At 62.2% G+C, this 25478-nt stretch carries 22 protein-coding genes; 6 read left to right on the forward strand and 16 right to left on the reverse strand.

From position 1 onward, the window contains the following. The 6 genes from mraY to CGL56_RS02555 all read right to left on the reverse strand — a co-directional run bounded on the left by mraY (window position 1) and on the right by CGL56_RS02555 (window position 6750). Window positions 1-1257: a phospho-N-acetylmuramoyl-pentapeptide-transferase gene (gene mraY, locus CGL56_RS02530; protein ID WP_099104921.1), complete on the reverse strand. Its 1257-nt coding sequence runs from the start codon at window positions 1255-1257 to the stop codon at window positions 1-3. Next, window positions 1247-2725 (reverse strand): UDP-N-acetylmuramoyl-L-alanyl-D-glutamate--2,6-diaminopimelate ligase, encoded by a 1479-nt coding sequence (locus CGL56_RS02535; RefSeq protein WP_099104922.1) that lies wholly within the window; start codon window positions 2723-2725, stop codon window positions 1247-1249. The genes mraY and CGL56_RS02535 overlap by 11 nt, the downstream gene beginning before the upstream one ends. Before the next feature lie 2 nt (window positions 2726-2727). Further along, the gene (locus CGL56_RS02540) at window positions 2728-4851 is read right to left on the reverse strand and encodes a penicillin-binding transpeptidase domain-containing protein (RefSeq protein ID WP_099104923.1); all 2124 of its coding nucleotides are present in this window, start codon (window positions 4849-4851) and stop codon (window positions 2728-2730) included. 48 nt (window positions 4852-4899) lie between these two features. Beyond that, the gene (locus tag CGL56_RS02545) at window positions 4900-5214 is read right to left on the reverse strand and encodes an FtsL-like putative cell division protein (protein ID WP_099104924.1); all 315 of its coding nucleotides are present in this window, start codon (window positions 5212-5214) and stop codon (window positions 4900-4902) included. A 154-nt stretch (window positions 5215-5368) separates the two neighbouring features. Continuing rightward, window positions 5369-6271, reverse strand: a complete 903-nt coding sequence (gene rsmH, locus CGL56_RS02550) for a 16S rRNA (cytosine(1402)-N(4))-methyltransferase RsmH (protein ID WP_099104925.1) — start codon at window positions 6269-6271, stop codon at window positions 5369-5371. After that, window positions 6271-6750: a division/cell wall cluster transcriptional repressor MraZ gene (locus tag CGL56_RS02555; RefSeq protein WP_099104926.1), complete on the reverse strand. Its 480-nt coding sequence runs from the start codon at window positions 6748-6750 to the stop codon at window positions 6271-6273. Before CGL56_RS02555 ends, rsmH begins: the two co-directional genes overlap by 1 nt. A gap of 307 nt (window positions 6751-7057) precedes the next feature. On the opposite strand from CGL56_RS02555, the gene CGL56_RS02560 reads away from it, so the two are divergent. Together CGL56_RS02560 and CGL56_RS02565 are read left to right on the forward strand one after the other, a co-directional pair. After that, window positions 7058-7549: a sterol desaturase family protein gene (locus CGL56_RS02560; RefSeq protein WP_099104927.1), complete on the forward strand. Its 492-nt coding sequence runs from the start codon at window positions 7058-7060 to the stop codon at window positions 7547-7549. Between the two features lie 12 nt (window positions 7550-7561). After that, on the forward strand, window positions 7562-8131 hold the full coding sequence (locus CGL56_RS02565) for a hypothetical protein (RefSeq protein ID WP_099104928.1): 570 nt from the start codon (window positions 7562-7564) through the stop codon (window positions 8129-8131). Here CGL56_RS02565 and CGL56_RS02570 read toward each other — a convergent pair. The 5 genes from CGL56_RS02570 to mdh all read right to left on the reverse strand — a co-directional run bounded on the left by CGL56_RS02570 (window position 8128) and on the right by mdh (window position 13663). Then, complete coding sequence (locus CGL56_RS02570; RefSeq protein ID WP_245851902.1) at window positions 8128-9027, reverse strand: histone deacetylase family protein; 900 nt, start codon at window positions 9025-9027, stop codon at window positions 8128-8130. The genes CGL56_RS02565 and CGL56_RS02570 overlap by 4 nt on opposite strands. Window positions 9028-9195: 168 nt before the next feature. Then, the gene (locus tag CGL56_RS02575; RefSeq protein WP_099104929.1) at window positions 9196-10704 is read right to left on the reverse strand and encodes an ABC transporter substrate-binding protein; all 1509 of its coding nucleotides are present in this window, start codon (window positions 10702-10704) and stop codon (window positions 9196-9198) included. Further along, the gene (gene guaA, locus CGL56_RS02580) at window positions 10661-12199 is read right to left on the reverse strand and encodes a glutamine-hydrolyzing GMP synthase (RefSeq protein WP_099104930.1); all 1539 of its coding nucleotides are present in this window, start codon (window positions 12197-12199) and stop codon (window positions 10661-10663) included. The genes CGL56_RS02575 and guaA overlap by 44 nt, the downstream gene beginning before the upstream one ends. Before the next feature lie 82 nt (window positions 12200-12281). Further along, window positions 12282-12602 carry an ArsR/SmtB family transcription factor gene (locus tag CGL56_RS02585; RefSeq protein ID WP_099104931.1) on the reverse strand — a complete coding sequence of 107 codons (321 nt, stop codon included), beginning with the start codon at window positions 12600-12602 and terminating at the stop codon, window positions 12282-12284. 125 nt (window positions 12603-12727) lie between these two features. Next, a complete protein-coding gene (mdh, locus tag CGL56_RS02590) occupies window positions 12728-13663 on the reverse strand; it encodes a malate dehydrogenase (protein ID WP_099104932.1) in 936 nt (311 codons plus the stop codon). A 179-nt stretch (window positions 13664-13842) separates the two neighbouring features. On the opposite strand from mdh, the gene CGL56_RS02595 reads away from it, so the two are divergent. Further along, complete coding sequence (locus CGL56_RS02595; RefSeq protein WP_099104933.1) at window positions 13843-15360, forward strand: T9SS type A sorting domain-containing protein; 1518 nt, start codon at window positions 13843-13845, stop codon at window positions 15358-15360. Window positions 15361-15363: 3 nt separating this feature from the next. Here CGL56_RS02595 and CGL56_RS02600 read toward each other — a convergent pair whose 3' ends face one another. The 3 genes from CGL56_RS02600 to alr are packed head-to-tail and all read right to left on the reverse strand — an operon-like array spanning window position 15364 to window position 20907. Continuing rightward, window positions 15364-17520, reverse strand: a complete 2157-nt coding sequence (locus tag CGL56_RS02600) for a S46 family peptidase (protein WP_099104934.1) — start codon at window positions 17518-17520, stop codon at window positions 15364-15366. A 9-nt stretch (window positions 17521-17529) separates the two neighbouring features. Continuing rightward, window positions 17530-18477: an NAD(P)-dependent oxidoreductase gene (locus CGL56_RS02605; protein WP_099104935.1), complete on the reverse strand. Its 948-nt coding sequence runs from the start codon at window positions 18475-18477 to the stop codon at window positions 17530-17532. Window positions 18478-18513: 36 nt separating this feature from the next. Continuing rightward, window positions 18514-20907: an alanine racemase gene (gene alr / locus CGL56_RS02610; protein WP_099104936.1), complete on the reverse strand. Its 2394-nt coding sequence runs from the start codon at window positions 20905-20907 to the stop codon at window positions 18514-18516. A gap of 29 nt (window positions 20908-20936) precedes the next feature. Between alr and CGL56_RS02615 the strand changes: the two genes are divergently transcribed. After that, the gene (locus CGL56_RS02615; RefSeq protein WP_099104937.1) at window positions 20937-21632 is read left to right on the forward strand and encodes a hypothetical protein; all 696 of its coding nucleotides are present in this window, start codon (window positions 20937-20939) and stop codon (window positions 21630-21632) included. Between the two features lie 40 nt (window positions 21633-21672). Here CGL56_RS02615 and CGL56_RS02620 read toward each other — a convergent pair whose 3' ends face one another. Beyond that, complete coding sequence (locus CGL56_RS02620) at window positions 21673-22461, reverse strand: hypothetical protein (protein ID WP_099104938.1); 789 nt, start codon at window positions 22459-22461, stop codon at window positions 21673-21675. A 238-nt stretch (window positions 22462-22699) separates the two neighbouring features. Here CGL56_RS02620 and CGL56_RS02625 point away from each other — a divergent pair, with 238 nt between their 5' ends. After that, window positions 22700-23134, forward strand: coding sequence for a hypothetical protein (locus tag CGL56_RS02625; protein ID WP_099104939.1), 435 nt, complete (start codon window positions 22700-22702; stop codon window positions 23132-23134). Further along, entirely contained in the window at window positions 23094-24206 is a 1113-nt protein-coding gene (dinB, locus tag CGL56_RS02630) for a DNA polymerase IV (RefSeq protein ID WP_099104940.1), read from the forward strand. The genes CGL56_RS02625 and dinB overlap by 41 nt, the downstream gene beginning before the upstream one ends. A gap of 417 nt (window positions 24207-24623) precedes the next feature. On the opposite strand, the gene CGL56_RS02635 is transcribed toward dinB, so the two are convergent. Next, entirely contained in the window at window positions 24624-25448 is an 825-nt protein-coding gene (locus CGL56_RS02635; protein ID WP_099104941.1) for a methyltransferase domain-containing protein, read from the reverse strand. Between the last annotated feature and the right edge of the window lie 30 nt (window positions 25449-25478).

Genomic DNA, 25478 nt, shown 5'->3' on the forward strand with positions numbered 1-25478 from the left:
TTAGCGGAATTTAAGGGTGAGGATGGTAGCTACGGCCAGCAGGATACCGATGATCCAGAAGCGAATCACGATCTTGACTTCCGACATACCGCCTTTCTGATAGTGGTGGTGGAGGGGCGACATCTTCAGGATGCGACGGCCTTCCCCGTAGCGCATACGGGTATACTTGAAGTAGCCGACCTGGGCCATTACCGAGACGTTCTCGATCACGAAAATGCCGCAGAGGATGGGGATCAGGAGCTCCTTGCGCAGCAGGATGGCCAGGGCCGCAATGATACCCCCGAGGGCGAGCGATCCGGTGTCGCCCATGAAGACGGCCGCCGGGTAGCTGTTGTGCCACAGAAAGCCCAGGCAGGCCCCCACCAGGCAACCGCTGAAGACGATCAGTTCCTGCGTCCCCGGCAGGTGCAGGATCCCCAGGTAATTGGCGGCGATGGCGTTACTGCCCACGTAGGCGAACACGGCCAGGGTGGCCGCCACGATGGCTGAGGTGCCGGTGGCGAGGCCGTCCAGCCCGTCGGTCAGGTTGGCGGCGTTGGAAACCGCCGTGACGATGAAGACGATCAGGGGTACGAAGATGATCCACACCAGGTTGCGGCCGATGTCGAACACGTCGGCGTAGGTCATCACCCCATTCTTCAGGAAGGGGACGTTGGTCAGGGTAGTCTGGTAATTGGCCCGCTCTTCCACCGCACCGTCCCGCAGGGAGGTGGTCGTGATGGGACTGACGCGCTGGGTATCCTGGATACCGACCGACTCGGCCTCGGCCACCGTCAGACGCACCACCACCTGCTCGTTGAACAGCATGATGAGGGCGATGAGCAGGCCTAGTCCGATCTGCCCGAGAACCTTGAAGCGCCCCGCCAGGCCGTCCTTGTTCTTCCGCTTGATCTTGAGGTAGTCATCCACGAAGCCGATGGCCCCCATCCAGATCGTGGCGACGAGCATCGTCAACAGGTAGACGTTGTCGAGGCGGGCGAACAGCAGGCAGGGCAGCAGGACGGCCAACAGGATGATCAGGCCGCCCATGGTGGGGGTACCCTTCTTTTCCATCTGTCCTTCCAGGCCGAGGTCGCGGACCGTTTCGCCGATCTGCTGCCGGCGCAGGTAGCGGATGATGCGGCCACCCGTAACGATGCTGAGCAGCAGGGAGACGATGATCGCCGACCCCGTGCGCACACTGAGGAAGTCCAGCAGGTTCGCACCCGGGAAATCGCCGAAGGTGGCCTTTAACCACTCGAAGAGTTCAATTAACACGGGTGAATTCCTTTAGGGCGTGAGCTAATTCCAGGCGATCGTCGAAGGAGAAGCGCTCTCCCCGGATTTCCTGGTAGGTTTCGTGTCCTTTGCCGGCCACCAGCAGCACCTCGTGGCCGAGGCGGACGGCGGTGCGGATGGCCTGCCGCCGGTCGGTGATGCGCAGCACCCGGGGCGCCGCGGCGGGCGGTACGCCGGCCTCCATTTCGTCGAGGATGGCTTCCGGCGATTCCGAGCGCGGGTTGTCGGTGGTCAGGATGACCTGGTCGGCCAGTTCGGCGGCGATCCGGGCCATCTCCGGTCGCTTGGACCGGTCGCGGTCGCCCCCGGCCCCCACCACGCAGCTGAGGCGGTGGCCGTCGGGCAGCAGGGCCCGCAGGGTTTCCAGTACGTTGCGCAGGGCGTCGGGAGTATGGGCGTAGTCGACCAGGGCCGTAATGCGCCCCGCCGGGTCGTGGACGTGTTCCAGCCGCCCTTCCGCCCCGGGCAGGGCGCTCAGGGTCACCAGCACTTCCTGGGGGTCGGCACCCAGCAGGACTGCCGTGGCGTAGGCCGCCAGCAGGTTGTAGGCGTTGAACCGCCCCAGCAGCTTGAAGAAAACCTCTGTGCCCCCCAGGTCGAGCTGCAGCCCCTGCGGGGTGTTGGCCAGCAGGCGGGCGTGAAAGTCCACGTTGGAGCGCAGGCTGTAGCGGTGTACGCGGGCGGCCGTATTCTGCACCATGACCCCGCCGCGCCGGTCGTCGGCGTTGACGAGGGCAAAGGCCGTTGCGGGCAGCTGATCGAAGAAGGCTTTCTTGGCGTTGATGTATTCGGCGAAGGTGCCGTGGTAGTCCAGGTGGTCGTGACTCAGGTTGGTGAACACACCACCATTGAAGTCCAGCCCCAGCGTCCTGCGCTGGTGGACGGCGTGGCTGCTCACCTCCATGAATACGTAGTCCACCCCGGCGTCGCGCATTTCGGCCAGGTGGCCGTGGATGGCCAGGGCATCCGGCGTGGTGTGGGTAGCGGGGTGCTTTTCGCGGCCGATCCTCACTTCCACGGTCGAAAGCAGTCCGGCGCGGAAGCCCAGTTCGGTGTACAGCTCGTGCAACAGGGTGGTTACCGTGGTCTTGCCGTTGGTGCCGGTGACGCCCACCAGGGTCATTTCGCGGCTGGGGGAGCCGTACCAGTTGTCGGCCAGTTGGGCGAGGGCTACCGTGGTGTCCGGAACGAATACACCGATTGCGTCCGCGGCGGACAATACTTCTTGCGTCACCCGGCCCGGCTCGGCTACCACGGCCCCGGCACCCGCGTCCAGCGCCTGCTGCACGTAGTCGTGGCCGTCGACCTGGGTACCCCTCACGGCGACGAACAGGAATCCCGCTCGCACCTTCCGGCTGTCGAAGGCCACGCCCGTCACCGTACGGCCGGCCACCTCCCCGCTGAGGGAGTGCACGTCGAGGGGAGCTATGAGGCGTTCGAGCTGCATGGTTACTTCAGGATCAGTTCTACGTCGCGACCGCGGCGGCCATTGCCGTCGCTTTGCCAGCGCATGTTGACCACCCGCCCCACCCCGCGGGGGTGGACGGTGTAGCCGTCGTTTTCGAGGACGTACAGGGCGTCGCGCAGGCGCATGCCCCGGACATTGGGAAATTGTTGGCCGGCGGGGTTGATCGCCGCCAGTTCCACGGCTTCGTCGCTGGCGCTCACCACGGCCAGTTCGGCATCGGGCAGGGTATCCACGGCGACGTTCACGTAGTCCAGCACGGTGAGGAGCTCCGGCAGGTAGCCGGCATCACGGCTTGGCAGCTCGCCGGCGTAAAGGACGGGGCGGGGGCCCCGGTTCAGTGGCTCGTGTACCTCGATCATGCTGTTGTAGATGTTGTCGGCGATCTCCTTGAAGATTGGTCCGGCCACGTCGCCACCGTAGTAGGCGCCATTGGTGGGGTCCTTCACCACGACGATGATGCTGTAGGTCGGGTTCTCCGCCGGGAAATAGCCGGCGAAGCTGGCCTGGTATTCTTTCTTGCGGTTGCGCTGGCCGTAGTTCTGCTGGCTGGTCCCGGTCTTGGCGGCGAAGCGGTACTGGTCCGACTTCAGCCGCTTGGCGGTGCCGCGCTCCACCACCCCTTCCAGCAGGCTTTGCAGTTGTTCGATCGTCTGGGGGCTGGCGATCTGCTTGTCGACCACCGTGGGCTTGTACTCCTCCAGGATGCGGCCGCCCCGTTCTACCTGGGTAACGAGGTAGGGCTTCATCATCCGTCCGCCGTTGGCTACCGCATTATAGAAGGTGAGCATCTGCAGGGGGGTGAGCCGGCTTTCGTAGCCAATGGCCATCCACGCGCGGGAAATGCCCGAGAATTCCGCCCGGCTCGTATCGTTCAGGAAGGGGGCCCGCTCTCCCTCCAGCTCGATTCCACTTTCGCTTTCGAGGTGGAAGTCGCGCAGCCGCTCGGTGAACTCATTGTTCTTGTAGAGGCTGTCCACCAGTTTGGCCATGCCCACGTTGGAGGACTGCTCGAAGGCGTCGCGTACCGAGATTACCCGCCAGCCACGGCTCTGGCTGCTGGCGTCTTCCATGGTGAGGTCGTAGAACTTCTTCACGCCGTTCTCGATATCTACCTCACTGTCCAGGTCCACGTAGCCGTCTTCCAGCAGGGCCATCATGGTGGCCAGCTTGAAGGTGGAGCCCGGCTCGTTGGAGCGGGAGATGGCGTAGTTGTACTGTTCGGCGTAGCGGTTGCGCCTGGCGTTCACGGCGCCGAGGTTGGCCATGGCCCGAATGGCTCCGGTTTTCACGTCCATGACGATGGCCGCTCCCCATTCGGCGCGGTGGCGGAGCAGTCCGTTCTCGAGGGCGTTTTCGGTGATGTCCTGGATGTTGACGTCCAGGGTGGTATATACGTTAGCGCCCGAGGTGGGCTCCACGATGGCCAGGTTATCGGTGGGCAGCCAGATGCCGCCGCCCATGTTGAACATCTCCTGCTTGCCGCTTTCGCCGGCGAGCTGCTCGTCAAAGGCGCCTTCCAGTCCCACCCGGGCTCCGCCCTCGCGGCTGTACCCGATGGTACGGCGGGCCAGCCAGCCGAAGGGGCGCTTGCGGGCGGCACGCTTCTCGACGATGAGGCCACCGCCCATGCGGCCCTGGTTGAAGATGGGGAAGGTGCGGATGCGCGAGAGCTCGCTGTAGCTCACGCTCTCCGCCAGCTTGAAGTAGTGGTTGGCTACCCCGCCGGCGCTGTCGCGCATCATCAGCAGGCTGTCGCGCCAGGCACCGGGGGTGTGGTTGCTGTCGACGTGGCGGGACAGCAGCAGCGCCAGGCTGTCGATGTTGTCGTAGTAGTCGCGGGGGCTGGCCACGTAGGGGTCGAAGTGCAGGCTGAAGTAGGGCACCGAGGTAGCCAGCAGGTTGTTGTTGTGACTGTAGATGTTGCCCCGCTCGGCCTGCACCGTGACGATGCGGAAGCGCTCCTGCCCCATCGCCTGGAATTCGGCCTGCCGCACCACCGCGATGTCCACGGTACGGTACATCAGCAGGGCGGCCACCGGAACGATGATCACCGCCAGGATGGCGAAGATGCGAATGAGAACCTCGTCTTTAAAATTGACGGCCACTGGTAGGGAATGATGAATTGAGACAAAAAGGAGAGAAGAACGGCGGGGCTATTTGGCGCGGGGAGGCGCGTAGATCTTTTTGGGTTTACCCCGGTGGAGGCGGAGGCCGGCGGGGCGCACCTGGTCCACCACTTCGGAGCGCAGGCCGTTGTACATGTTCTCGCTTTCCAGCGACATGTAGAGCCAGCGCCTTTCCTTGATGTCAGATTCGAGTTCCTGGATGCGCCGAACGTTGTATTCAGCGTAGTGGGCGTTGCCGATGTACAGCAGCGCGAGCACTCCTAAAAAGGAGAGGTAGCCGAGGTTATCCAGAATGAGGGCGGGCACGGAGGGTACCGTGGCGCGCTTGCGTTTTGCTGCCATATCACTTCACACCTTTGGTCGGCAGCCGGTGGTATCCAAAACCGTGCGGATCACCCGCTGCCACTTCACTATCTGCCCTTGCCCCCGATGGCCCGTCGCGCTTTCCGAAGAGAATTACACCCTTCGGAAAGCGGGCGGCGCGGCCGGTCGGCGGTCAGAGCCGCTCCCCCGCCCGCAGCTTGGCGCTGCGCGCACGGGAGTTTTGCCGAATTTCTTCGGCGGATGGCAACACGGGTTTCTTCGTGAGAACCTTGTACGGGCGGTCAATTTTCCCGTAAAAGTCCTTGTTCACGATTCCTTCCGCGTTCCCGGTTTTGAGGAAGTTTTTGGTGATGCGATCCTCCAGTGAATGATAGCTGATCACGCTGAGTCGGCCGTGTGTTGGTATCAGTAAGTCGGTGGCTTGTGCCAATAAATCAGAAAGTGCGCCGATCTCGTCGTTGACCTCAATGCGAAGTGCCTGAAAAACCTGCGCCAGATAGCGCGGGCGTTGCCCCCTAACCCAGGGATTCACCACCTGAAGAAAATCCTCGATGGTGACGATGGGTGATTGCTCCCGGGCTTCGGCGATGGCCAAGGCCAGGGAGCGGGCGTTGCGGACTTCACCGTATTCGCCAAAAACTTTCTGCAGGTCCTCCGGACTGTAGTTATTCACTACGTCGGCGGCCGTGCGGTCCGCAATCGTCCCCATGCGCATGTCCAGCGCGGCGTCGAACCGGAAGCTGAACCCGCGCTCGGCCTGGTCGAACTGGTGGCTGGAAACCCCCAGGTCGGCCAGCAGGCCGTCAATCCGGTCGACCCCGTAGAGTCGTAGGAAATTGGTGAGATTGCGAAAGTTGGCGGCTACGAAGGTAAATCTGCTGTCGTCCAGGGCATTGGCCACTGCTTCTTCATCCTGGTCAAAGCCGAACAGGCGAATGTCTTTCGACCCCGCTTGCTCGAGGATGAAGCGGCTGTGGCCACCGCCCCCGAAGGTAGCATCAACGTAAACTCCTCCCGGGCGGAGGTTCAGAAAACCGACGCTTTCGCCGGCCAGTACGGGTACGTGATAGGCCATTACGCCGGATCAGTGGTTCCGTGACTCGAACCGCCGAGTACTTCTTCCGCCAGCGTGGAGTAGTCATCCATCTCCTCACTGAACAGGGCCTCGTATTCGGCTTCCGCCCAAATTTCAATCCGGTCGTTCATGGCATTCAGTACCAGGTTTTTGTCGGTCCGGGCCCAGGCCAGCAACTGCTTCGGAAGCAGCAGCCGGTCGGCTGAGTCGGGGACAAGCTCGGTAGCACCGCGGTAGAAGAGCCGGGTAAACCGGAGGTTCTTCTGGTTGAACTTGTTGAGTGCATCCACCTCGGCCTTGATCTGCTCCCACACCGGCTTGGGGTAGAGGGTGAGACTGTGGTCAAAACCGCGGTTGACGACAAACTTCAAGGTGTCGCGATCACCGAGCTCCTTCAGCAGTCCACTGGGAAGACGAAAACGGCCCTTGGAATCAAGCGCTACGTAATACTCGCCCAGCAAATCATACTGTTGTGCCATAAAACGATCGAGGGCAGGTACGCTTACCTACCGCTCGCGCTAAGGTAACACCTAGTTCCACTTCCTACCACTTTTGCCCACTTTTTTTGGCCCGCGCTTACCACTTTCTCCCCCACCCCTTCCACCGCTCCGGCGCGGTGGAATCATATCAGTGGCAACGCGGCCGAAAATCACCAATCGATGATGACGTGTTGGCGAATTTCGGGTAAAGAACGCAAAATGTTTTGAAAACTACAACGGGAGTACGGGGACTGTCCGGTGGTAAAAAGTGGTAAACCATCCTCCGCCGGCCCTGTTTCTCTCCCGTATGGAAGTCCTGCTGTATATCCTCATCACCCTGGCCACCGTTGCCGGTATGGAATTCGTCGCCTGGGCGGCCCATAAGTACCTCATGCACGGCTGGCTCTGGACCTGGCACGAGGACCACCACCGCCCCCACCACGACAAGGAAGGCTTCTTCGAGAAGAACGACCTCTTCTTCCTGGTCTTCGCCGTGCCGAGCGCGGCATCCTATATAATAGGACTGAACGTGGCAGGCTGGTTCTGGCTCACCTTCGTGGGCATCGGGATCAGCATCTACGGCGCCATTTATTTCCTCATCCACGACGTATACATCCACCGGCGGTTCTCCTGGTTCCGGCAGTTGGACAACAAGTACAGCCGCGCCATCCTGCGCGCCCACGGCCACCACCATTCCATCACCGAAAAGGACGGGGCGGAGAGCTTCGGCCTGCTGGTGGTTGCCCGCAAGTACTTCGGTAAGCGCTCCGATTGGTCCCGACAGGAGACAAAGGCGTAATTTAGCGTCCGTATGGACGATCGCCTGCTCGACAAGATTGCCGAACCCTTTAACCTTCAGCTGCCGGAGTACGCCACCCTCGAGGAAATGATCGAGAGCGTGCTGCCGGCCGTGGCCCAGTTCAGCGAGCCAAATCTGCTGCCGGAAGACAGCCCCCTCTACACCGTCAACTGGGTCCGCATGACCGACCGCCCCGGCGCCACCGAGGTACAGCTTTACACCTTTCAGGATTACATGCGCGGGGAGATCCGGGTGGTCATCGACGGCAAGGTCGACGCCCAGACCTACGAAGTGGAAGAAAGTGGGGAAAGGATCATCATCGGCCAGAGCGTGATGCGCGACAGCTTCCTCTACGAGCTGGCCTTCCTCGATGAGGATTTCCTGCTGCTGCGCCGCCACGGCAATGCCGCCAATATCACCGAGCGCTATCTGTTCTTCTGCCGGGAGGCCATCGGCACCCGCCTCACCTGGAACGAGGCCCTCGAACGGCTGGTCGATAAATACCGCAACAGCCAGTTTCCCCTGCTGGCTATCGGACTGGTGGTGGCGGCCCTCATCGCCCTCATGCTCTACTTCCGCTAGTCGTACAGCCCGGCCGCGACCCGGTAGGTATTGGCGTGGGCCTCGATGATGGTGGCCAACCGGTCGCTGTATCCTCCCCCCATCGCAATTGCTACCGGCAGATTACGGCGGTGACAGCTTTCCAGCACGAAGCGGTCGCGCTCCTTGCAGCCCTGCAGGGTCATCGACAGCCGGCCCAGCTTGTCGGTCGCCAGCACGTCGACCCCGCTGAGGTAGAAGACCAGGTCGGGCTGCACCCCGTCGAGGAGGCCGGGCAGGTGGCGGCGCAGGGTATCGAGGTACACTTCATCGCCCGTCTGGTCCGGCAGTCCGATGTCGAGATCCGACCGCTCCTTGCGGGCGGGATAGTTCCGCGCCCCGTGCATGCTGAAGGTGAATACCCGCGGCTCCTGGGCGAACAGGCTGGCGGTGCCGTTGCCCTGGTGTACGTCGAGATCGACGATGAGGACCCGCTCCACCTCCCCGGTGTGCAGCAGTTCATTGGCCGCAATGGCAATATCATTGAAGACGCAGAAGCCCTCCCCGTGGTCGGCAAAGGCGTGGTGGGTGCCCCCGGCAATGTTCAGGGCCACCCCGTCGCGGAAGGCAAAACGCGCACATTCCAGGGTCCCCTGGGCAATGACGCGGCCCCGGGCCACCAGGTCAGGGCGCATCGGAAAGCCGATGGCGCGGGCCTCCTTCCGTGTCAGGGTATTATCGCGGAGCTTCGTCCAGTACGCCGCGGTGTGGGTCCGCAGAATGGCCTCCTCGGTCAGGGGTTCAGCCGTAAAGAACTGCTGTTCCGTAACCGTCCCCTCGTACAGCAGCTGCTCCGGCAGCAAGGTGTACTTGTCCATCGGAAAACGGTGGCCGGGGGGCAACCGGTAGCGGTATACGGGGCTGAAGGCGACCCGCACGACCTAGAGCTTGTTTGAGTTTTGCTCTTCTGACCGAAAATGAGTCACTTTTCGGGTGACCGAGGCGCTGGAAGTGGATCGTAGCCCAGCTACGAAGCCATTTTCAGCAACGAAGGGCAGGTGAAAAGGGGCCATTTGCAGGTCGAATGGTAAAGCTCAAACAAGCTCTTAATTTACCCGTTTGTAGGTGTAGTCGGTGTACCGCAGGATGTTGACGAAGGTGTTCTCGAAGCGATCGATCACGGCCTCCTCCAGGCTGCCGGCGTCGGCCGGGATGACGGCCACCGGCGCGAACCGGAAGCTGGTGTGCAACAGGGTTTCCGGGTGGTCCTCCAGGACGAACTGGAAACGGGTGCCGTACTGTCCCGCCATCCGCAGGAAGTAGCGGGCCACGTCGTAGCCAATGTAGGCCTCATCCCGCGGGAGGGTCGAAAAGCGGTCGTAGAACTTGCGGCGGAACTCCCGCACCTTGGGATCCAGCGGATCAATAAAGATGCTGCTGCTGATGTGCACGTTCGTTCCCTGCACGAATTCCGGGTTCAGGCGCTCGAAGTCAGCCCACTGGGGCAGTCCGTACACCGCGACGTTGTCGCCGGCTTCCGCTCGCGTGGCCTGGTAGACCTGCCGCAGGAAGTTTGATACGAAGGCTTCGTCCTGGTAAACGGGCACCATGAATACGGTGCGCCGCCCCCGCAGGTAGGGCTTCAGGTCGGGAAAGGTTTCCCCGATGATCACCTCCTCCAGGGGCTCGGCCTGGCGGTCACCCGTCAGCAGTCGGTATTCGTCCTGGAAGTAGGCCAGCCTGCCCCGCTCCCCCTGGGGGGCCACCAGCACGATGCGGTCCGCGCCCTGGCTGCGATAGGCGTGGCCGAGCAGTTGCCGCAGGTGGGTTTCCAGGGTAGGATTGACCTGGATGTAGTTGGTATTTTTTTCGCTAATGCCCGTCGCCGCACTGTAGGGAGAAATGAGCACTTTCTCCTGCCCGCGCACCGCTTCCGCGACCAGGCTTACGTTCTCCTTCAGGTAAGGCCCGATGATGAGCTGGGAGCGCTGGTACTCCGGCGACTCCAGGATCGACTGCACCTTGCGGGGGTTGGCCCGGCTGTCCTGCACCCGCACGTCGAAGAAGGTTTTTCCCTTCCGCAGTTCCTCCAGCGCCAGTTCGGCGCCACTGTAAAAGTGAAGTGCCCAGAGGGAATTCGCGTCGATCTTGTTAGTGCCCTCTCCGTAGCGGTCCGCCAGGAAAGGCAGCACAAAGTCAACGCCGTAACCGGTCAGCAGGCGGGATCCGTTGCGGCCGGTGCCGGTCTGGGTAACCGGGGGCAACCCCGGCGCGGCCGGTGCCGCGGGGGTCGGGGCCACGTAGGGGTGGCTGCCGTCCTCGGCGATGGGGGGCGTGGGCTGGCGATCCGTCCACACGATGGTATCCATGGTCTCCGTCGGGGCGTTCACCTCGATGTAGGTCCCGGTGGCCTCGTCGAAAACGCGGCGGCTCTGCACGGGGTCCAGCACTTCTTCATCCCGGTCCGGGCGGTTGCCCGCCGTGGAGCGGTCGTCGTCTACCGGGCGGAAGAGGGCACAGGAGGAGGTGACCGTCGTCAGCAGCAGCGCCAGTAGGCAGTGATACAGGAGGCTACTCCCACTCGATGGTAGCCGGCGGCTTGGTACTGATGTCATAAACGACGCGGTTGATTCCTTTTACGTTATTGATGATGGAACTGGAGACGGCGGCCAGAAAGTCGTAGGGCAGGTGACTCCATTCGGCGGTCATTCCATCGGTGGACGTTACCGCCCGTAACGCAACCGCCTGCTCGTAAGTGCGCTCGTCGCCCATTACGCCCACGGATTGGACGGGCAGCAGGATGGTCCCCGCCTGCCATACCTGGTCGTAAAGGCCGTACTCCCGCATTTTGTTGATGTAGATGGCGTCGGCCTCCTGTAGCAGGCGGACTTTCTCCGGGGTGATATCGCCCAGGATCCGGATGGCCAGCCCCGGCCCGGGGAAGGGGTGGCGGCCGATCAGGTGGGCCGGCATGCCGAGCTCTCCGCCTACGCGGCGCACCTCGTCCTTGAAGAGGTTGCGCAGAGGCTCCACGATCTTGAGTCCCATTTTTTCGGGCAGCCCGCCTACGTTGTGGTGGCTCTTGATGGTGACTGAGGGGCCGTGTACGCTCACGCTTTCGATCACGTCGGGGTAGATGGTCCCCTGGGCCAAATATTTGATGTTGGTCAGTTTTTTGGCCTCCCGCTCGAATACCTCAATGAAGACCCGGCCGATGGCCTTGCGTTTCTTTTCGGGGTCGGATTCACCGGCCAGGGCGCCGTAGAATTCCTGCTTGGCGTCGATGGCCGTCACGTTCAGGCCCATGCCCTCGTAGCTGCGCTCCACCTCCTCGAACTCCCCCTTGCGGAGCAGTCCATTGTCGATGAAGAAGCAGAACAGCCGGTCGCCGATGGCCCGGTGCAGCAGCATGGCCGCTACGGAGCTGTCCACTCCCCCGCTCAGTCCGAGCAGTACGCGGTCCTCGCCGACCTTCTCCCGCAGCTCTTCGACGGTCTGCTCAATGAAGTGGGCCGGCGTCCAGTCTCCGGTGCATCCGGCGATGTTGATCACGAAGTTTTCCAACAGTTGCTTGCCGTCCAGGCTATGGTACACCTCGGGGTGAAACTGGATGCAGTACACCGGGTGGGCAAAGCGGTCTACGCTGCCGAAGGCCGCCACTTCCACGTCGGCCGTTGAGGCCAGCAGTTCAAAACCCTCGGGAAGGTCCTGGATGGTATCGCCGTGCGACATCCACACCTGGGAGCCGGTTTCGATTCCCGCAAACAGGTCGCTGGACCCTTGCACCCGCCCCAGATTGGCCTTGCCGTATTCCCGCTTGAGGCTGCGGCTCACGGTACCGCCGTAGTGGTTGGCGATGTACTGGGCCCCGTAGCAGATGCCGAGGACCGGCAGTTTGCCCACGACCTTGTCGAGCTCCGGGTGGAGGGCCCGCTCCTCGCGCACGCTGAAGGGGCTACCGCTCAGGATGACCGCGCGGTAGCTGTCGTCCAGCTCCGGGATCTTGTTGTAGGGGACGATTTCACTGTACACGTTGAGCTCCCGAATGCGGCGAGCGATGAGTTGAGTGTACTGACTGCCGAAGTCGAGAATAAGCACCTTTTCCGTCATGCCGCAAATATAGCGCAAAGGGCTTTGGGCGGGGACGCGGGTGCCGGGAACTTTGGAAAGGAGCCGGTATTGCAGCAGCGGCCTACATGTTGCACTGGCAATTCTCCAGGCACTCGATGATGAGGCTGACGTCGCGCTCCTTGAGGGAATACATTACGGAACGTCCGTCGCGCTTGGCGCTGAGGATCCCCTTCAGTTTCATGGTCTGCAGGTGGTGGCTGACCAGCGACTGCTCGGATTCCAGTGCATCGGTGATGCTGGTGACGCTGAGGCGGGGGTGTTGTTCGAGCAAATGCACGATCCCCAGCCGCAGGGGGTGGGCTACCGTTTTCAGAATGAAGGCGATGCGTTCCAGCTTCTCGGCTTCCTGAGGATTTAATACGGTAGGCTTGATCTGTTTCATGCTGGGGCAGGGAATATTGCCCTTAAATACAAGATATGGCCCGATTGGGTTGTATCCCCCCGGGCGAAGGGGTGGATGGTTCGTGCGCAAGCGGACCGCCGGCGCACGAACCCTGACCATCCCGACTAGGAAATGTCCAGTCCTTCGAATACCTCCATCACCTCCCGTACGTGGTCGGCGCTGGTGTTCAGCAGGTCCATTTCCGCTTCGTTGAGCTTCAGTTCGATGATGTCGACGATGCCCTCCTTGCCCAGCTTCACGGGGACGCCAAGGAAGATGTCGTTCATGCCGTACTCGCCGTTCAGTTTGGCGCAGCAGGGGAAGATGCGGTTCTCGTCGCGGATGATGCTGGCCACCATCTGGGCGGCGGCGGCGCCGGGGGCGTACCAGGCCGAGGTGCCCATCAGCTTGACCAGCTCTCCCCCACCCTTCTTGGTGCGGTCGACGATGGCGTCCAGGTCCTCCTCCGAGATCATTTCCGTTACGGGGATACCGCTGACGGTGGTGTAGCGGGGCAGGGGTACCATCGTATCACCGTGGCCGCCGAGCAGCATGGCCTGGATGTCCTTGGGGCTCACGTCCAGCGCCGTAGCCAGGAAGGCACGGTAGCGGGCCGTATCCAGGATACCGGCCATTCCGAAGACGCGGCTGCTGTCCAGTCCGCTGGCCTTGTAGGCCGCGTGGGTCATCACGTCCAGGGGATTGGACACCACGATGATGATGGGGTTCTTGGAGTGCTCCATGATCGACTTGGTTACCATGGTCACGATCTTGGCGTTGGTCGAGATGAGGTCGTCGCGGCTCATACCCGGCTTGCGGGGGATGCCGGCGGTGATGACCACGATGTCGCTGTCGGCCGTGTCCGCGTAGTTCTCGGTGCCGGTCAGCCGGGTGCTGTAGTTGTCGATGCTGGCCTGCTGCCAGGAGTCGAGCGCCTTGCCCCGGGCCATGTCACCCTTGATGTCGAGTACTACTACCTCGCGGACGAGGTCCTGGTGGGCCAGTACGTTGGCTACGGTGGCACCTACGTTTCCGGCGCCGACTACGGTTACTTTGCTCATTACTTGCTTACGGTTTTTGTTACTCCCCGCCCAGCAAATAGGTTGAGCGGCAAGATATTGTTTGAAGGGTTGGGCGAAAGTAGCCAAATTTCGACTTACCACAGCAAATGCCGCCAGTGTGACGCGTGGCCCCGACGGCGCGGGCTACATTTACGGAAAATATCACAACCCTACCCCAGATGCAGCCACGGCTACTCAGTGTTTTATTCCTTCTGTTTACGGCCTTCCTTCCCACCACCACCCAGGGCCAGACGGTCATCCGAGGCTGCGCCACCAACGGCCGCTCGGCCTGGATCGACGCCTACCAGTCCGGCCGCATCAAGCCCGTGCCGAAGTCGGCGGCCGTGAAATACATCCCCGTCCACCTGACCCTGGTCGGCGACGACAACGGCGCCGGCTACGCCGATCCCCTCACCGTACTGCAGAGCTTCGAACTCCTCAATGAGGACTTCGCCAAGATCGACGTCCGCTTCTTCATCGATAACGACATCGACTACCTCAACAGCACCCTTTACTACGACCACGACTTTTCCACCGGCGCCGACCTGATGCGCAATTTCAACCGCCCCAATACCGTCAACAGCTACATCGTGGGCAATCCCGCCGGCGCCTGCGGCTACTACAGCGGCCGCGGCGACGGCATCGCGCTCGGCATCGACTGCATCAGCCCGGGCGAGCGGACCTGGAGCCACGAAGTTGGCCACTTCTTCGGTCTGCCCCACACCTTCTACGGCTGGGAAAGCAAGGACGACATCGCCAACGTCGACGCCTTTGACAAACCCGCCCCCGCTACCCTGACCTACAACGGCCGCACGGTCGAAGTGGAGCGGGTCGACGGCAGCAACTGCGAGGACGCGGCCGACGGCTTTTGCGATACCCCCCCGGATTACCTGCCGGAGCGGTGGCGGTGCAACGCCCAGGGCATCTACCCCGACAGCCTGCTCGACCCCGACTCCACCCGCTTCGCCGTACAGGCCGAAAACATCATGAGCTACGCCTTCGACGGCTGCGTGGAAAGCTTCTCCCCCTCCCAGATCACGGCCATGAACACCAACCTGGGTGGCCGCCTCGGACTGGAGCAGCGCAATACCCCCTCCTTCGCCCCGGCCCGGGCCGCCGACCTCACCCTGCTGAGCCCCGCCAACAACGAGACCGTCCAGTTTTCCGACAGCGTACAGCTGGTCTGGAACAGCGTGCCGAACGCGGACTTCTACCTGGTCCAGCTCCACATCAGCCAGAACTTCAATGGCTCCGTCTACACCTCCTTTTTCACCTCGGATACGGCCACGGTGATCAAGGACATCCTCAACCCCAATACCCGCTACTACTGGCGCGTACGGCCCGTGAACCGCTACGACGTAAGCGGCTCCTTCAGCGGCTACCAGCGTTTCCGCAACGGCATGTACACCACCGCCACCGTGGACGCCAGCCTGGATGCGGGGATCTCCATTGCCCCCAACCCCACGGCCGCCGGTGCCCCGCTGGCGATTAACGGCAAGGACCTGGGCGCCGGCGGTGAGCTCACCGTTCAACTCATCGACCTGGCCGGCCGCGTGCTCGTGGACCAGCCCCGCCGCCGGGTGGGACAGCAGTTCACCACCCAGCTGCCCACCGACGGGCTCGCGCCGGGCACTTACTTCGTCCGCCTGCGGCTCGACGATCGCCTGGTCACCCGCCGGATAGTGGTCACGCCCTAAGGGCTAGCGCCCCACGATGGTCATCTCCTCCACCAGGTGGGGCGCGCCCCCGAACTTGTCGATGAGGAAGAGCACGTAGCGGATATCCACCATGATGTTCCGGCAGATGCTGGGATCGTAGTGAACGTCCGACATCGTGCTCTGCCAGGTACGGTCAAAGTTCAGCCCCACCAGCTGCCCCTTGCCGTTCAGGGCCGGACTGCCGCTGTTGCCCCCGGTGGTGTGGTTGGAGCCGAGGACGCAGACCGGCATCCGGCCATCCTCGGTGGCGTACTGACCGTAATCCTTAGCTTGGTGAAGCTCCCGCAACTTCAGGGGAACGTCGAACTCGTAGTCGCCGGGCTGATACTTCGCGATCACCCCGTCGAGGTAGGTCTGGTAGTCGTATTGGTCACCGTCCAGCCCCGTAAACCCTTCAAACTGCCCGTAGCTGACCCGCAGCGTGCTGTTGGCGTCCGGGTAGAGGTTGCGTTCGGGGAAAAAGCGCAGCAGTCCCTCCATGTACCGCCGCTGCAGCGCATTGATGCGCTCGGCGTAGGCATTGTAGGGGTCGACGATGTGCCGCTCGTTGTAGCCGTTGAGCTGGCGGACGAACTGGTAAGCGCGGTCCCCTTCCACGTTCTCCAGGAAGGCAGCCGGATCGTTGCGCAGCAGTTCCAGGAGGCGGTCGCCCCGCGTCAGGTAACTGTGGTCAAAGAGGTCGTCGATCAGGGCGTCGTAGGATTTGGCGAAGGCCAGCTGGTCCGTGGCAAAGGACGAGCGGTGATCGGCCGGCACTTCATTGTAGTAGGCGCGGAGCAGCGAGCGGGCCACTTCACGGTCCACCGCGGCACTGTACCCCCGGTAGAATCCTTCCAGGTACTCCAGCAACCGGGGTACCCGCTCCCGGAAAGCTTCCATACCGTTGCTTTCGGCCCGGCGGATTTCTCCCGCCAGCTGGTTGGCGATGCGGAAGAGGTCGACGTTGTAGTTGATCTCCCCCACGTAGGCCCGGGTGATTTCCAAAGGTTCCCGCTCCTGGTAGAGGGCGTTCAGTTCCGGCAGCAGGTCACCGTAGGCTTCGCGGGCGGAGGGCTTTCCATCCAGCCGCTGGGTAAACTCCCGCTCGAAGGCCCGCCGCTCGGCTACGGCGTTGACGGCGGCGACGCCCTGGCTTTCCCCCCGCCACTTTTTCCAGGCGTTGGCGATGCGCGCCTGTTTGCTGGCGTAGTCAATCTTGATTTGGGGGTTGGCGCGCATGGCACTGTCGATCACGGCCAGACTGCGGTCGCGCATTCCGATGCGGATGGGATTGATCACCTCGGTGCGCTGCTGCATCGCCGTGGCGGGCAGGTAGCTGTCGGTAGTCCCCGGAAAGCCGAAGACCATGGAGAAATCGCCGGGCTCGGTGCCCGCCAGGCTGATCTCCAGGTGCTGACGGGGCCGCAGGGGTACATTCTCGGCAGCGTATTCCGCGGGGCTGCCGTCGGGGGCGGTGTAGATGCGGAAGAGGCTGAAGTCGCCCGTGTGCCGCGGCCACTCCCAGTTATCGGTATCGGCCCCGAACTTGCCGATCGACGAAGGCGGTGCCCCCACCAGGCGAATGTCCTGGTAGGTCTTGGTGACGAAGGCGTAGTAGCGGTTGCCCTCGTAGAAGGGCTTCACCAGCACCTCCTCGAAGTCTCCCAGGGCGTAGCCGGATTTAAGTTCGGCGGTATTGGCCTGTACGACCCGCGCACGGTCCTTTTCGCTCATCTCGGTAGTTACGCCGGCCAGTACGCGGTCGGTGACGTCCTCAATGCGGTCGATGAAGGTGACAAAAAGGCCCTTGTTGGGCAGTTCTTCGGCCTGGTTCATGGCCCAGAATCCGTCCTCCAGGTAGTTGTGGTCCAGGGAGGAGTGTTCCTGGATGGCGCCGAATCCACAATGATGGTTGGTCAGCACCAGGCCCTGGTCGCTGATGACCTCTCCCGTACAGAAGCCCCCGAAGTGGACTATGGCGTCCTTCAGGCTGCCGCGGTTGATGCTGTAGATATCTTCGGCGGTAATTTCCATGCCCATCGCCCGCATCTCTTCCTCGTTGAGGTTTTCCAGCAGGAGGGGGAGCCACATGCCCCCGCCGGCGCGGAGGGTCAGGGTGGTCAGCAATACCAGGGAGAAAAGCAGTAGTCGGTGTAACATGATCGGGGCTTAGAGATTGGGAAAGGCGGTGGTGATCTTTTGGTAGAGGGTGCGGGCGTGTCCCTCCTCTGCTTCGTGGCTCCAGCCGGCGATGTGGGGCGTGAGCACGGTGCGGTCGCTGCGGCGGAGGTACTGGTAGGGCTCGGGCAGTTCATCGGGGGCAAGGCTCACGAAGCTCTGCTCCTCGTATTCGTTTACGTCGAGGGCGGCACCGAGTACGCGGCCGGACTCCATGGCCTCCACCAGGTCGACGGTACGCACCAGCAGGCCCCGGGCCGTATTGATGAGGTAAATGGGCTTGGCAAATGACTCGAACCACTGGCGATTGGCGTAAAAGTGATTGCCCTCCAGGAAGATGTGGAGGCTCACGACGTCGGCCTCCCGTTGCAGTTGTTCCAGGGAGACGGCGGTAGCGTATTCGTCGCCGTAGTCGGTACGGTATTTGTCGTGGGTCAGCACCCGGCAGCCAAAGCCGCTGAGCCGGCGGGCCGTCATCTGCCCCATATTGCCGTAACCGATCAGGCCCACCGTGAGCGACTGTAGTTCCGTACCCACGTTCTCCCGGCGCACCCACTGCCCGGCCCTCACCTGCCGGTCCGCCCGGCCCAGGTGGTTGAGCAGCATCAGCATCATGCCCACGGTGTGTTCGGCTACGGTGTGCTTGCTGCCTTCCGGACTGTTGAAGACCGTGATCCCGCGGCTTTTGGCGTAGTCCAGGTCAATGTGGTCGGTGCCTACCCCCCAGCGGGCGACGAACTTCAGTCGCTCCCCCCCGGCGTCAAGCATTTCCCGGTCCACGTTGAAGCGGGAGCGGATCATCAGTCCGTCGTAGTTGGGCAGCATTTCGAGGATGCGGGCGCGGTCGCAGGTGCCGTGGAGATCGACCGTGTGGCCGTCCGCCCGGAGCTGTTCGCGCAGAAAGGGGTGGGCGTCGGGGTCCAGAAAAATCACTTTCATGGCCGCAAGGTAATACGGGCGCTCAGCCTCGCCTAGCTACTCGCCGACGTAGATGCGGTGCACCCGGGGCCCGATGCTCGTCAGTATCTCGTAGGGGATGGTCTGGGCCGCCGCGGCCAGCAGTTCGATGGGGTGGTCGGGGGAGAAAACCACGACGTCGGTGCCCACGGTTACGCCGGCGATTCCCGTTACGTCCACCGTGCACATATCCATACAGATGCTGCCGATGGTGGGCGCCAGCTGGTTGTTGATGCGCACCGCGTAGCGCCCCTCTCCGGCCAGCCGGGGCAGTCCGTCCGCGTAGCCGATGCTGATGACGGCCACCGACTTCTCCTGGTCCACCCTGCCCCGCCGGCCGTAACCGATGGTCTGCCCCGCGGGCCGGGTGGAAACCGCCGTTACCGTGGTGGTCAGGGTCAGCGCGGGTTGCAGCTGCATCCGCAGGCCGTCGTCGCCGAGCCCGTAGAGTCCGATTCCTAGCCGGACCCGGTCGTAGGCCGCCCGGGGGAAGCGGGAGATGCCGTTGCTGTTCAGGGCGTGGCGCGGCACCGGCGCTCCGCCGCAGGCCAGATACTCTTCGTACAACCGGTCGAAAGTAGCGAGCTGCTGGCGGGTAAAGTCGTCCAGGGCCGGGTCGTCACTGGCCGCCAGGTGGGTAAAGATGCTGGCCAGGGGGGCACCGACCAGTCCGCCCTCCGTCCGCAGCAGGTTCCGGAACTCCTCCGGCTGAAATCCCAGCCGCCCCATGCCCGTGTCCAGTTCCAGGTGTACGCTCAGGCCGAAGTTGGCCGCCCACCTCAGCTGCTCGGCCCGGTGGATGACCGGCTGCAGGTCGTACTGCGCCAGCAGGGGAAAGCTGTAGGCCTCCGCGTTGAGGACCATGATGGGCAGGGTGATGCCCCCCGTTCGCAGCTCTCGCCCCTCCTCGGGGTAAGCCACCGCCAGACTGTGGGCACCGATGTCTTCCAGGGTGCGGGCCACGGGCAGGGCACCGCTGCCGTAGGCCGAGGCCTTGGCCATGACGATGATGCGGCAATCGTCGGGCAGCCCGTTGGCGTAGGTGCGGAAGTTGTGCCGCAGGGCCGTCAGGTCCACCAGCAGAGTCGTGCGGTGCAGCTGTCGGCTGAGCATGGTGGCTACCTGGTCCAAGCCCTCGTAGCTGGCCCCCTTCACGAGTACCGTCTGCCGGTGAAAATCCAGCCGGTCGAGGGCCTGCACCAGGGCAGCTACGTCGGGGAAGAACTCTGCCCCGGGAAAATCCGCGAACAGCATCCGGTTGGCCTGCCCCACCGCGATCAGCCGCTGCACCCGCCCGCGCAGCAGGGCGTTGAGCCGGGCTTCCAGGTCGGGGACCTCCTGCACCGTACCCAGGATCAGGGTGAGGTGGCCGAAGGGGTCGAGGGTTTCGGCGAAGGTGATGGCCGCCGCCAGGGCGCTGTAGTCGTTGGAGTAGCTGTCGTTGATCACCGGTCCGCCGTCGCGGCCCTGCCGCTGTTCCAGCCGGTTGCTGAGGGGTACGAAACTGGCCGCTACCCAGTTGATGGTCTTCACGTCAATCCCCAGCAGGTAAGCCGCGGCCGCGGCCGAGCGGGCGTTTTCCAGGTACACCGGGGGCAGCTCCGGGAACTTTACCTCCAGCGTTTCCCCGTCCATTTCCAGGCCATGGCGCCCCTCCCCTGTCCAGGGCAGCACCTTGCCACGCCGCACGGCCCGGGTGGCCAGGGAGATCAGCGGTTCGAGTTGCGGTAGCACCAGCCACTTCACCCGTCGGAAGAGCCGCAGCTTTTCCGCTTTCAGGTGGTCCGCCGAATCGAAATTGCACAGGTGGGCCGTAGCCACGTTCGTGAGCACCCCGTGGGTGGGCTGCAGCAGGTGCAACAGGTGATCCATGTCCCCGGGGTGGCTGATGCCTACCTCGAAAACCCCCACCTCGTGGTCCGCGTTGAGCTGCCATACCGACAGCGGCACCCCCAGCAGGGAGTTGTACGACCGGGGGCTGCTGCACACCCGGTAGCGGGAGGCGAGTAACTCCTTCAGCCAGTTCTTCACGATCGTCTTGCCGTTGCTGCCGGTAATGGCGACAACCGGCAGGTCAAACTGCCGGCGGTGGAGGGCCGCCAATTGCCGCAGGGTGAAGGCTGGATCCCGCACCACGTTGATGGTCGGCGGCGGACCGGGAGCGGAGGCCACCGCGGCGGCTACCTCATCGCGGAATGAGAAATAGCGGTCGCGGGCCACGATGAAGTGCCGCACGCCCAACCGGATGAGGGGGGCAATGAACTGGTGACCATCCCGCCGCTCTCCGGGCAGGGCGAAGAAAAGCACCCGGGCCGGATCGCCCACCAACCGGCTGTCGATGACCAGATCGAAGGAACGATACTGGCCATAGAGCTTGCCTATGGGATAAGGAAAGTCGCCTTCGTGCTTCATCAGTTGCTAAAGATCGTAATTTTGCCCCTATGCAGGTCCCCAAAATTCGCCAGTCCGTAGAGCAGTTCAAAGCTTGGATGCCTACCGACGAAGCCCAGCAATACCTCCCACTCTGGGAAACCCAACAGAACTGGCAAACGAACTTCAACGTCGAAGCCCCGGATCTGGCCGCAAGCTACGATGCCGCCCTCGACAGCAAAACCAACCGCCGCCACTACCGCCGCGGAGGCTATGACCCCAAGCGCAGCATGCTGGCCATCATGGAATGGGAACCGGATTTCGTCCGCGATGCCTTCCGCGATCTCTTCAGCGAGGACCGCGACCTCGAAGGGCGCATCCAGCGCTTCGTCTTCTACGTCAACGAACTGTTCAACCGCTACCGGGACGCCAAACCCAAGGCCCGGATCCCGACCCACTACCACGACGACGACTACAACATGGCGTCGATCTATCTGATGGGGCAGTACCCGGCGGTCTACGCCCCCTACAGCACGCCTTTGCTACAGACAGTATGCCAAAAGCTGGGGGCCAAAGACGTCCCGCCCGCAGCCGACTTTCCCCGCTACACCAAATTGCTGGCCACCCTGCGTCCCTTTCTCGAAAAGGACGAGGAACTCATGGCTACCTACCGGGAGAGCCTGCGGCCCGTAGATTACCAGGGGGAAAGCGCCTTGCTGATGTACTGGTACTTCAAGTTCGTGGCCGAGCACCAGCCCCAGGGCTAGTTTCCACTGCGGCGGAGAAGCCTCTACCCTCTCCGCCCAATCAGGCGGCTACCCGTTGCAGCTTGCGTACGAGTTCGATATCGGCCTGGGGGGTGAACAGTCCTTCCCCCTGCCGATCGTCGGTGACCTCCAGTTGCATGGTGGCGGCCAGTTCCCGGGCCAGTTTGCCCAGCTGATCGGCGTAGGAAATGCTGTACCCCTGGGCGGCGTAGTGGTCGACGATACCCACCCGGATGCATTCCAGGGCGTCGTAGCGGAGCAGGAGTTCCCGGATGCGGTGGTTGCGGGTGTAGGAGATCCCGCGATCGCTCAGTCGCTGCCGTAATTCCTCCATGGTGACCTTGACGACGTTTTCGTGGCGGTAGTGATTCCAGTAATCACCCGATCCGGTACGGCGGACATATGCCTTATAGTGCCGCTCTTCGGCGGCGATCTGACAGCTCAGCCGGGTCATGGCCCGGGTCTGCTCGAGGAGCTGCATCGTTTGCTCGGCGGTGAGCTGGACCTGGTCGGGATAGACTTCAGCTTCCTTGCTCAGCTTGGTGGCGATGGCCTGCTTGACCTTGGATTTCGTGGCGAGGGCCACCAGCCGCGCCAGCTCCAGGTTGAAGTAGTACTCGTGTACCACGTCCGTCTTGGTATGGGTGGAGCGGGCGTAGTCCTGCATCCCGACGGGCTTGCGAATGCCATCCGAAAACTGGTACACGTCCTTGATCCAGGCGCGAACGTTGGCCTGGTAATGGTGGTCGGCCAGTCCCAGCGCGCGATGCAGCTCGCTGGCCTTCACTACCCGGGTGCCCTTCTTGCTGATTCTGATGGTAAGGTCCATATTGGATACCTGCTGATGATGCAACAAATTTATACCCTGTTGGAATAGCAAACAAGTTTAAAACAAAATATTTGTAATTATTTTGTTCAAACACTCCGCATATTCTGAATTTATCAGCGGATTGCACCTTTTAGTTAACTATTTGATTACACCTACCAGGAGCTATGGCTGCGTCCGGTCGGTTCATCCAACACATTCACCGTCAAAAGAGTCCTATCTTTGTGAAAAACGCAGCGTCATGTTCCGATCCCTCTTCAAGTTGGCCATCATCCTGGTGGTTGCCGTGGTAGCCTACAACTACTTTTACGGCACCCCCGATGAGCGGGAGCAGAGCCGGGAGATCGTGGGCAAGGCCCGCGATCTGGGGCGGGACGCCTGGCAGTTGTTGCAGGGCGAACGGGAAAAAATGCGGGAAGGCAAGTACGACGATGCCCTGGAGCGACTGGAAACCCTGTACACCGGCCTGCGGGAAGCGGCCCACGACGTGAACGACTCCGGCGCACTGGACCGGCTGTCGGAACTGACCCGTCGCCGGGAAGCCCTGGAGGACTCCCTGGAAGGCAACCGGGAACTGGGCACCCGCGCCCGCCGCGAACTGGATAGGCTGACCGCCGATACGGAAGTCCTGATGAATGAAATGGAAGCGCAAGGCCGTCCCGGGGCCCCGTACTAAGGACCGCAAGATCATCCATATCGATATGGATGCCTTCTTCGCCAGCGTCGAGCAGCGCGACAATCCCGAGCTGCGCGGCAAACCCATCGCCGTGGGCGGCAGCAAGCTGCGGGGGGTGGTGGCCGCGGCCAGCTACGAGGCCCGCGTATTCGGCGTTCACTCAGCTATGCCCAGCGTGACGGCCAAGCGGCTTTGTCCCCAGCTCATTTTCGTGAAGTCCGACTTTGAGAAATACCGGGCCGTTTCCGACCAGATCCGCGACATTTTCTACTCCTATACCGACCTGGTGGAGCCCCTGAGCCTTGACGAAGCCTACCTGGACGTCACCGAAACCAAGCGCGGCCCGGCCTCGGCCACCCTGATCGCCCGGGCCATCCGGGAGGAGATTTACGCGACTACCCAGCTGACGGCGTCGGCCGGGGTGAGCTTCAACAAGTTCCTGGCCAAGGTGGCCAGCGACATCAACAAACCCAACGGCATGAAGGTCATCATGCCGGAGGAAGCGCCCGCCTTTCTGGCCAAATTGCCCGTGGAAGACTTCCACGGCATCGGCAAGGTGACCGCCGCTCGAATGCACCGGATGGGCTACCGCACGGGGGGCGACCTGCGGCGACTCACCGAAGTAGAGATGGCGCAGCGGTTCGGCAAGGTGGGACGCCACTACTACCGCATCGTGCGGGCCCTGGACGACCGCCCCGTTAACCCCAACCGGAACCGGAAGAGCGTGGGGGCCGAACGGACCTACAGCGACGACCTGAAAACCCTGTCCGCCATGCAGGAGAAGCTGGACTGGCTGGTGGAAAAGGTGTTCGACTACCTGGCGGAGCGCGACAACTACGGCCGCACGGTGACCCTGAAAATGAAGAGCCCCGAGTTCGTCATCCACACCCGCAGCCGCAGCTTCAGCGGGGAGATCCGTAAGCTGCAGGATCTCAAGGAGGTGGCCCGGCAATTATTGGTGGAGAACATCGAGGACGTGCCCGTAGTCCGCCTGCTGGGCATCAGCGTCAGCAACCTGGAGCGGGAAGGCGGCGAGGGATTGCAGCTGTTGCTGCCCTTCGAGGAGGAGTAGCGGAGTGAGTTCTTGAGTCTATGGGTTGTTGGGTTGCTACCGCAGTTTTCTTGGCTGCGCTTCCCGACGCTGCTTTTATCCTGCAGTCTACCCTGGTCGAAGCACCAGCTGACCCTGCGCGAATTGCTTACAGAAAATTCAGGTTTCTCCGCTGACGGCGCCCCCCCCTTCTCACCGCGGTAGTGGGATCGAAGTCCGGGAGTGGGTATCTGACCTATTTTGATACCTACGGTAGGGAAAAATCAACACCCTTATCCTCCAACAAGCAGATGCTCTTGGCAGAAAGGAGTCAATTGTGGAAGTATGGGCATAGAAATCTCGGACCCCAGCGTCCACTATGGACACCAATACGAATGCCGAGTGAAGCAAGGCACAAAGGCCGGTACCCCACCAACTCAAAAACCCGAAAACTACCCCCTAGCTGTTCATCTTCTGGAACATAAGGATGCCCCAGTCGAGGCAGCCGTCTTCGGCCAGGCGGATGAAATTCCGGTAGGTCTGGATGCGCTCGTTGACGAAGCGTTCGCTGCTTTGCTCGATGAGTTTCTCCTTGTTGGCCTCCAGGGTATAGAGCACCTTGGTGTAGTGGTGTACCAGTTGCTCGGAGAGTTCGACGCTGTAGATCTGCTGCAGGAATCCACGCTTGGCGTCGCTGCCGTATTGCTCTTCGGTGATGAGCTCCTCGAGGGGCAGTTTCTTGATCAGCTTTTCGGAATCGGGGTCGTCACAGCTTTCGCTGCGCATCAGGGCGCTGATGATGAGGCGGCCTTCGGGCTTGAGTACGCGGTGGATGGCGCGGAAGGTTTCCCGCTTCTTGCCCGTCAGGCTGAAGGCATCCTGGGCGATCACGAAGTCGAAAAAGTCGGGTTCGTAGGGCATATACTCCACGAAACCCTTGGCCACTTTCACTTTCTTGCTCAGTTCGAGCTCCTCGATCTTGCGCTCGTTGTACTCGTTTTGCTTCTCGTCGTCGTTGAGGCACCAGACCTTACACTTGTACTTCTCGGCGATGTAGCGGGCCGCGCCGCCGAAGCCGGACTGGACCACCAGGATCTTGGAGGCCCGCTTGATGCGCGGCAGCAGCTTGATCATCCGCTCGGTCGTCTTGCGGTTGGCTTCGTACAGGCTCAGGCTCTTGGGCCGGTAAATACCGATGTGTAGATCATCTCCGCCCCATACATTGTGATAGATGTGTTGGCCTTTCTTTTCTTCGACAAACAGGGGATTGGGAGTGCTGGACATAGGTATCGTTTACCATTTCCAACGTAGCTA

Source organism: Neolewinella marina (assembly GCF_002631205.1).
Taxonomy (GTDB): Bacteria; Bacteroidota; Bacteroidia; order Chitinophagales; family Saprospiraceae; genus Neolewinella; species Neolewinella marina.

Bases quoted from the DNA above. Each gene is read 5' to 3' on its own strand.
- CGL56_RS02535 (WP_099104922.1), bottom strand. From the start codon at position 2,725: ATGCAGCTCGAACGCCTCATAGCTCCCCTCGACGTGCACTCCCTCAGC.
- CGL56_RS02545 (WP_099104924.1), bottom strand. From the start codon at position 5,214: ATGGCAGCAAAACGCAAGCGCGCCACGGTACCCTCCGTGCCCGCCCTC.
- rsmH (WP_099104925.1), bottom strand. From the start codon at position 6,271: ATGGCCTATCACGTACCCGTACTGGCCGGCGAAAGCGTCGGTTTTCTG.
- CGL56_RS02555 (WP_099104926.1), bottom strand. From the start codon at position 6,750: ATGGCACAACAGTATGATTTGCTGGGCGAGTATTACGTAGCGCTTGAT.
- CGL56_RS02560 (WP_099104927.1), top strand. From the start codon at position 7,058: ATGGAAGTCCTGCTGTATATCCTCATCACCCTGGCCACCGTTGCCGGT.
- CGL56_RS02565 (WP_099104928.1), top strand. From the start codon at position 7,562: ATGGACGATCGCCTGCTCGACAAGATTGCCGAACCCTTTAACCTTCAG.
- CGL56_RS02575 (WP_099104929.1), bottom strand. From the start codon at position 10,704: ATGACATCAGTACCAAGCCGCCGGCTACCATCGAGTGGGAGTAGCCTC.
- guaA (WP_099104930.1), bottom strand. From the start codon at position 12,199: ATGACGGAAAAGGTGCTTATTCTCGACTTCGGCAGTCAGTACACTCAA.
- CGL56_RS02585 (WP_099104931.1), bottom strand. From the start codon at position 12,602: ATGAAACAGATCAAGCCTACCGTATTAAATCCTCAGGAAGCCGAGAAG.
- mdh (WP_099104932.1), bottom strand. From the start codon at position 13,663: ATGAGCAAAGTAACCGTAGTCGGCGCCGGAAACGTAGGTGCCACCGTA.
- CGL56_RS02595 (WP_099104933.1), top strand. From the start codon at position 13,843: ATGCAGCCACGGCTACTCAGTGTTTTATTCCTTCTGTTTACGGCCTTC.
- CGL56_RS02600 (WP_099104934.1), bottom strand. From the start codon at position 17,520: ATGTTACACCGACTACTGCTTTTCTCCCTGGTATTGCTGACCACCCTG.
- CGL56_RS02605 (WP_099104935.1), bottom strand. From the start codon at position 18,477: ATGAAAGTGATTTTTCTGGACCCCGACGCCCACCCCTTTCTGCGCGAA.
- alr (WP_099104936.1), bottom strand. From the start codon at position 20,907: ATGAAGCACGAAGGCGACTTTCCTTATCCCATAGGCAAGCTCTATGGC.
- CGL56_RS02615 (WP_099104937.1), top strand. From the start codon at position 20,937: ATGCAGGTCCCCAAAATTCGCCAGTCCGTAGAGCAGTTCAAAGCTTGG.
- CGL56_RS02620 (WP_099104938.1), bottom strand. From the start codon at position 22,461: ATGGACCTTACCATCAGAATCAGCAAGAAGGGCACCCGGGTAGTGAAG.
- CGL56_RS02625 (WP_099104939.1), top strand. From the start codon at position 22,700: ATGTTCCGATCCCTCTTCAAGTTGGCCATCATCCTGGTGGTTGCCGTG.
- dinB (WP_099104940.1), top strand. From the start codon at position 23,094: ATGAAATGGAAGCGCAAGGCCGTCCCGGGGCCCCGTACTAAGGACCGC.
- CGL56_RS02635 (WP_099104941.1), bottom strand. From the start codon at position 25,448: ATGTCCAGCACTCCCAATCCCCTGTTTGTCGAAGAAAAGAAAGGCCAA.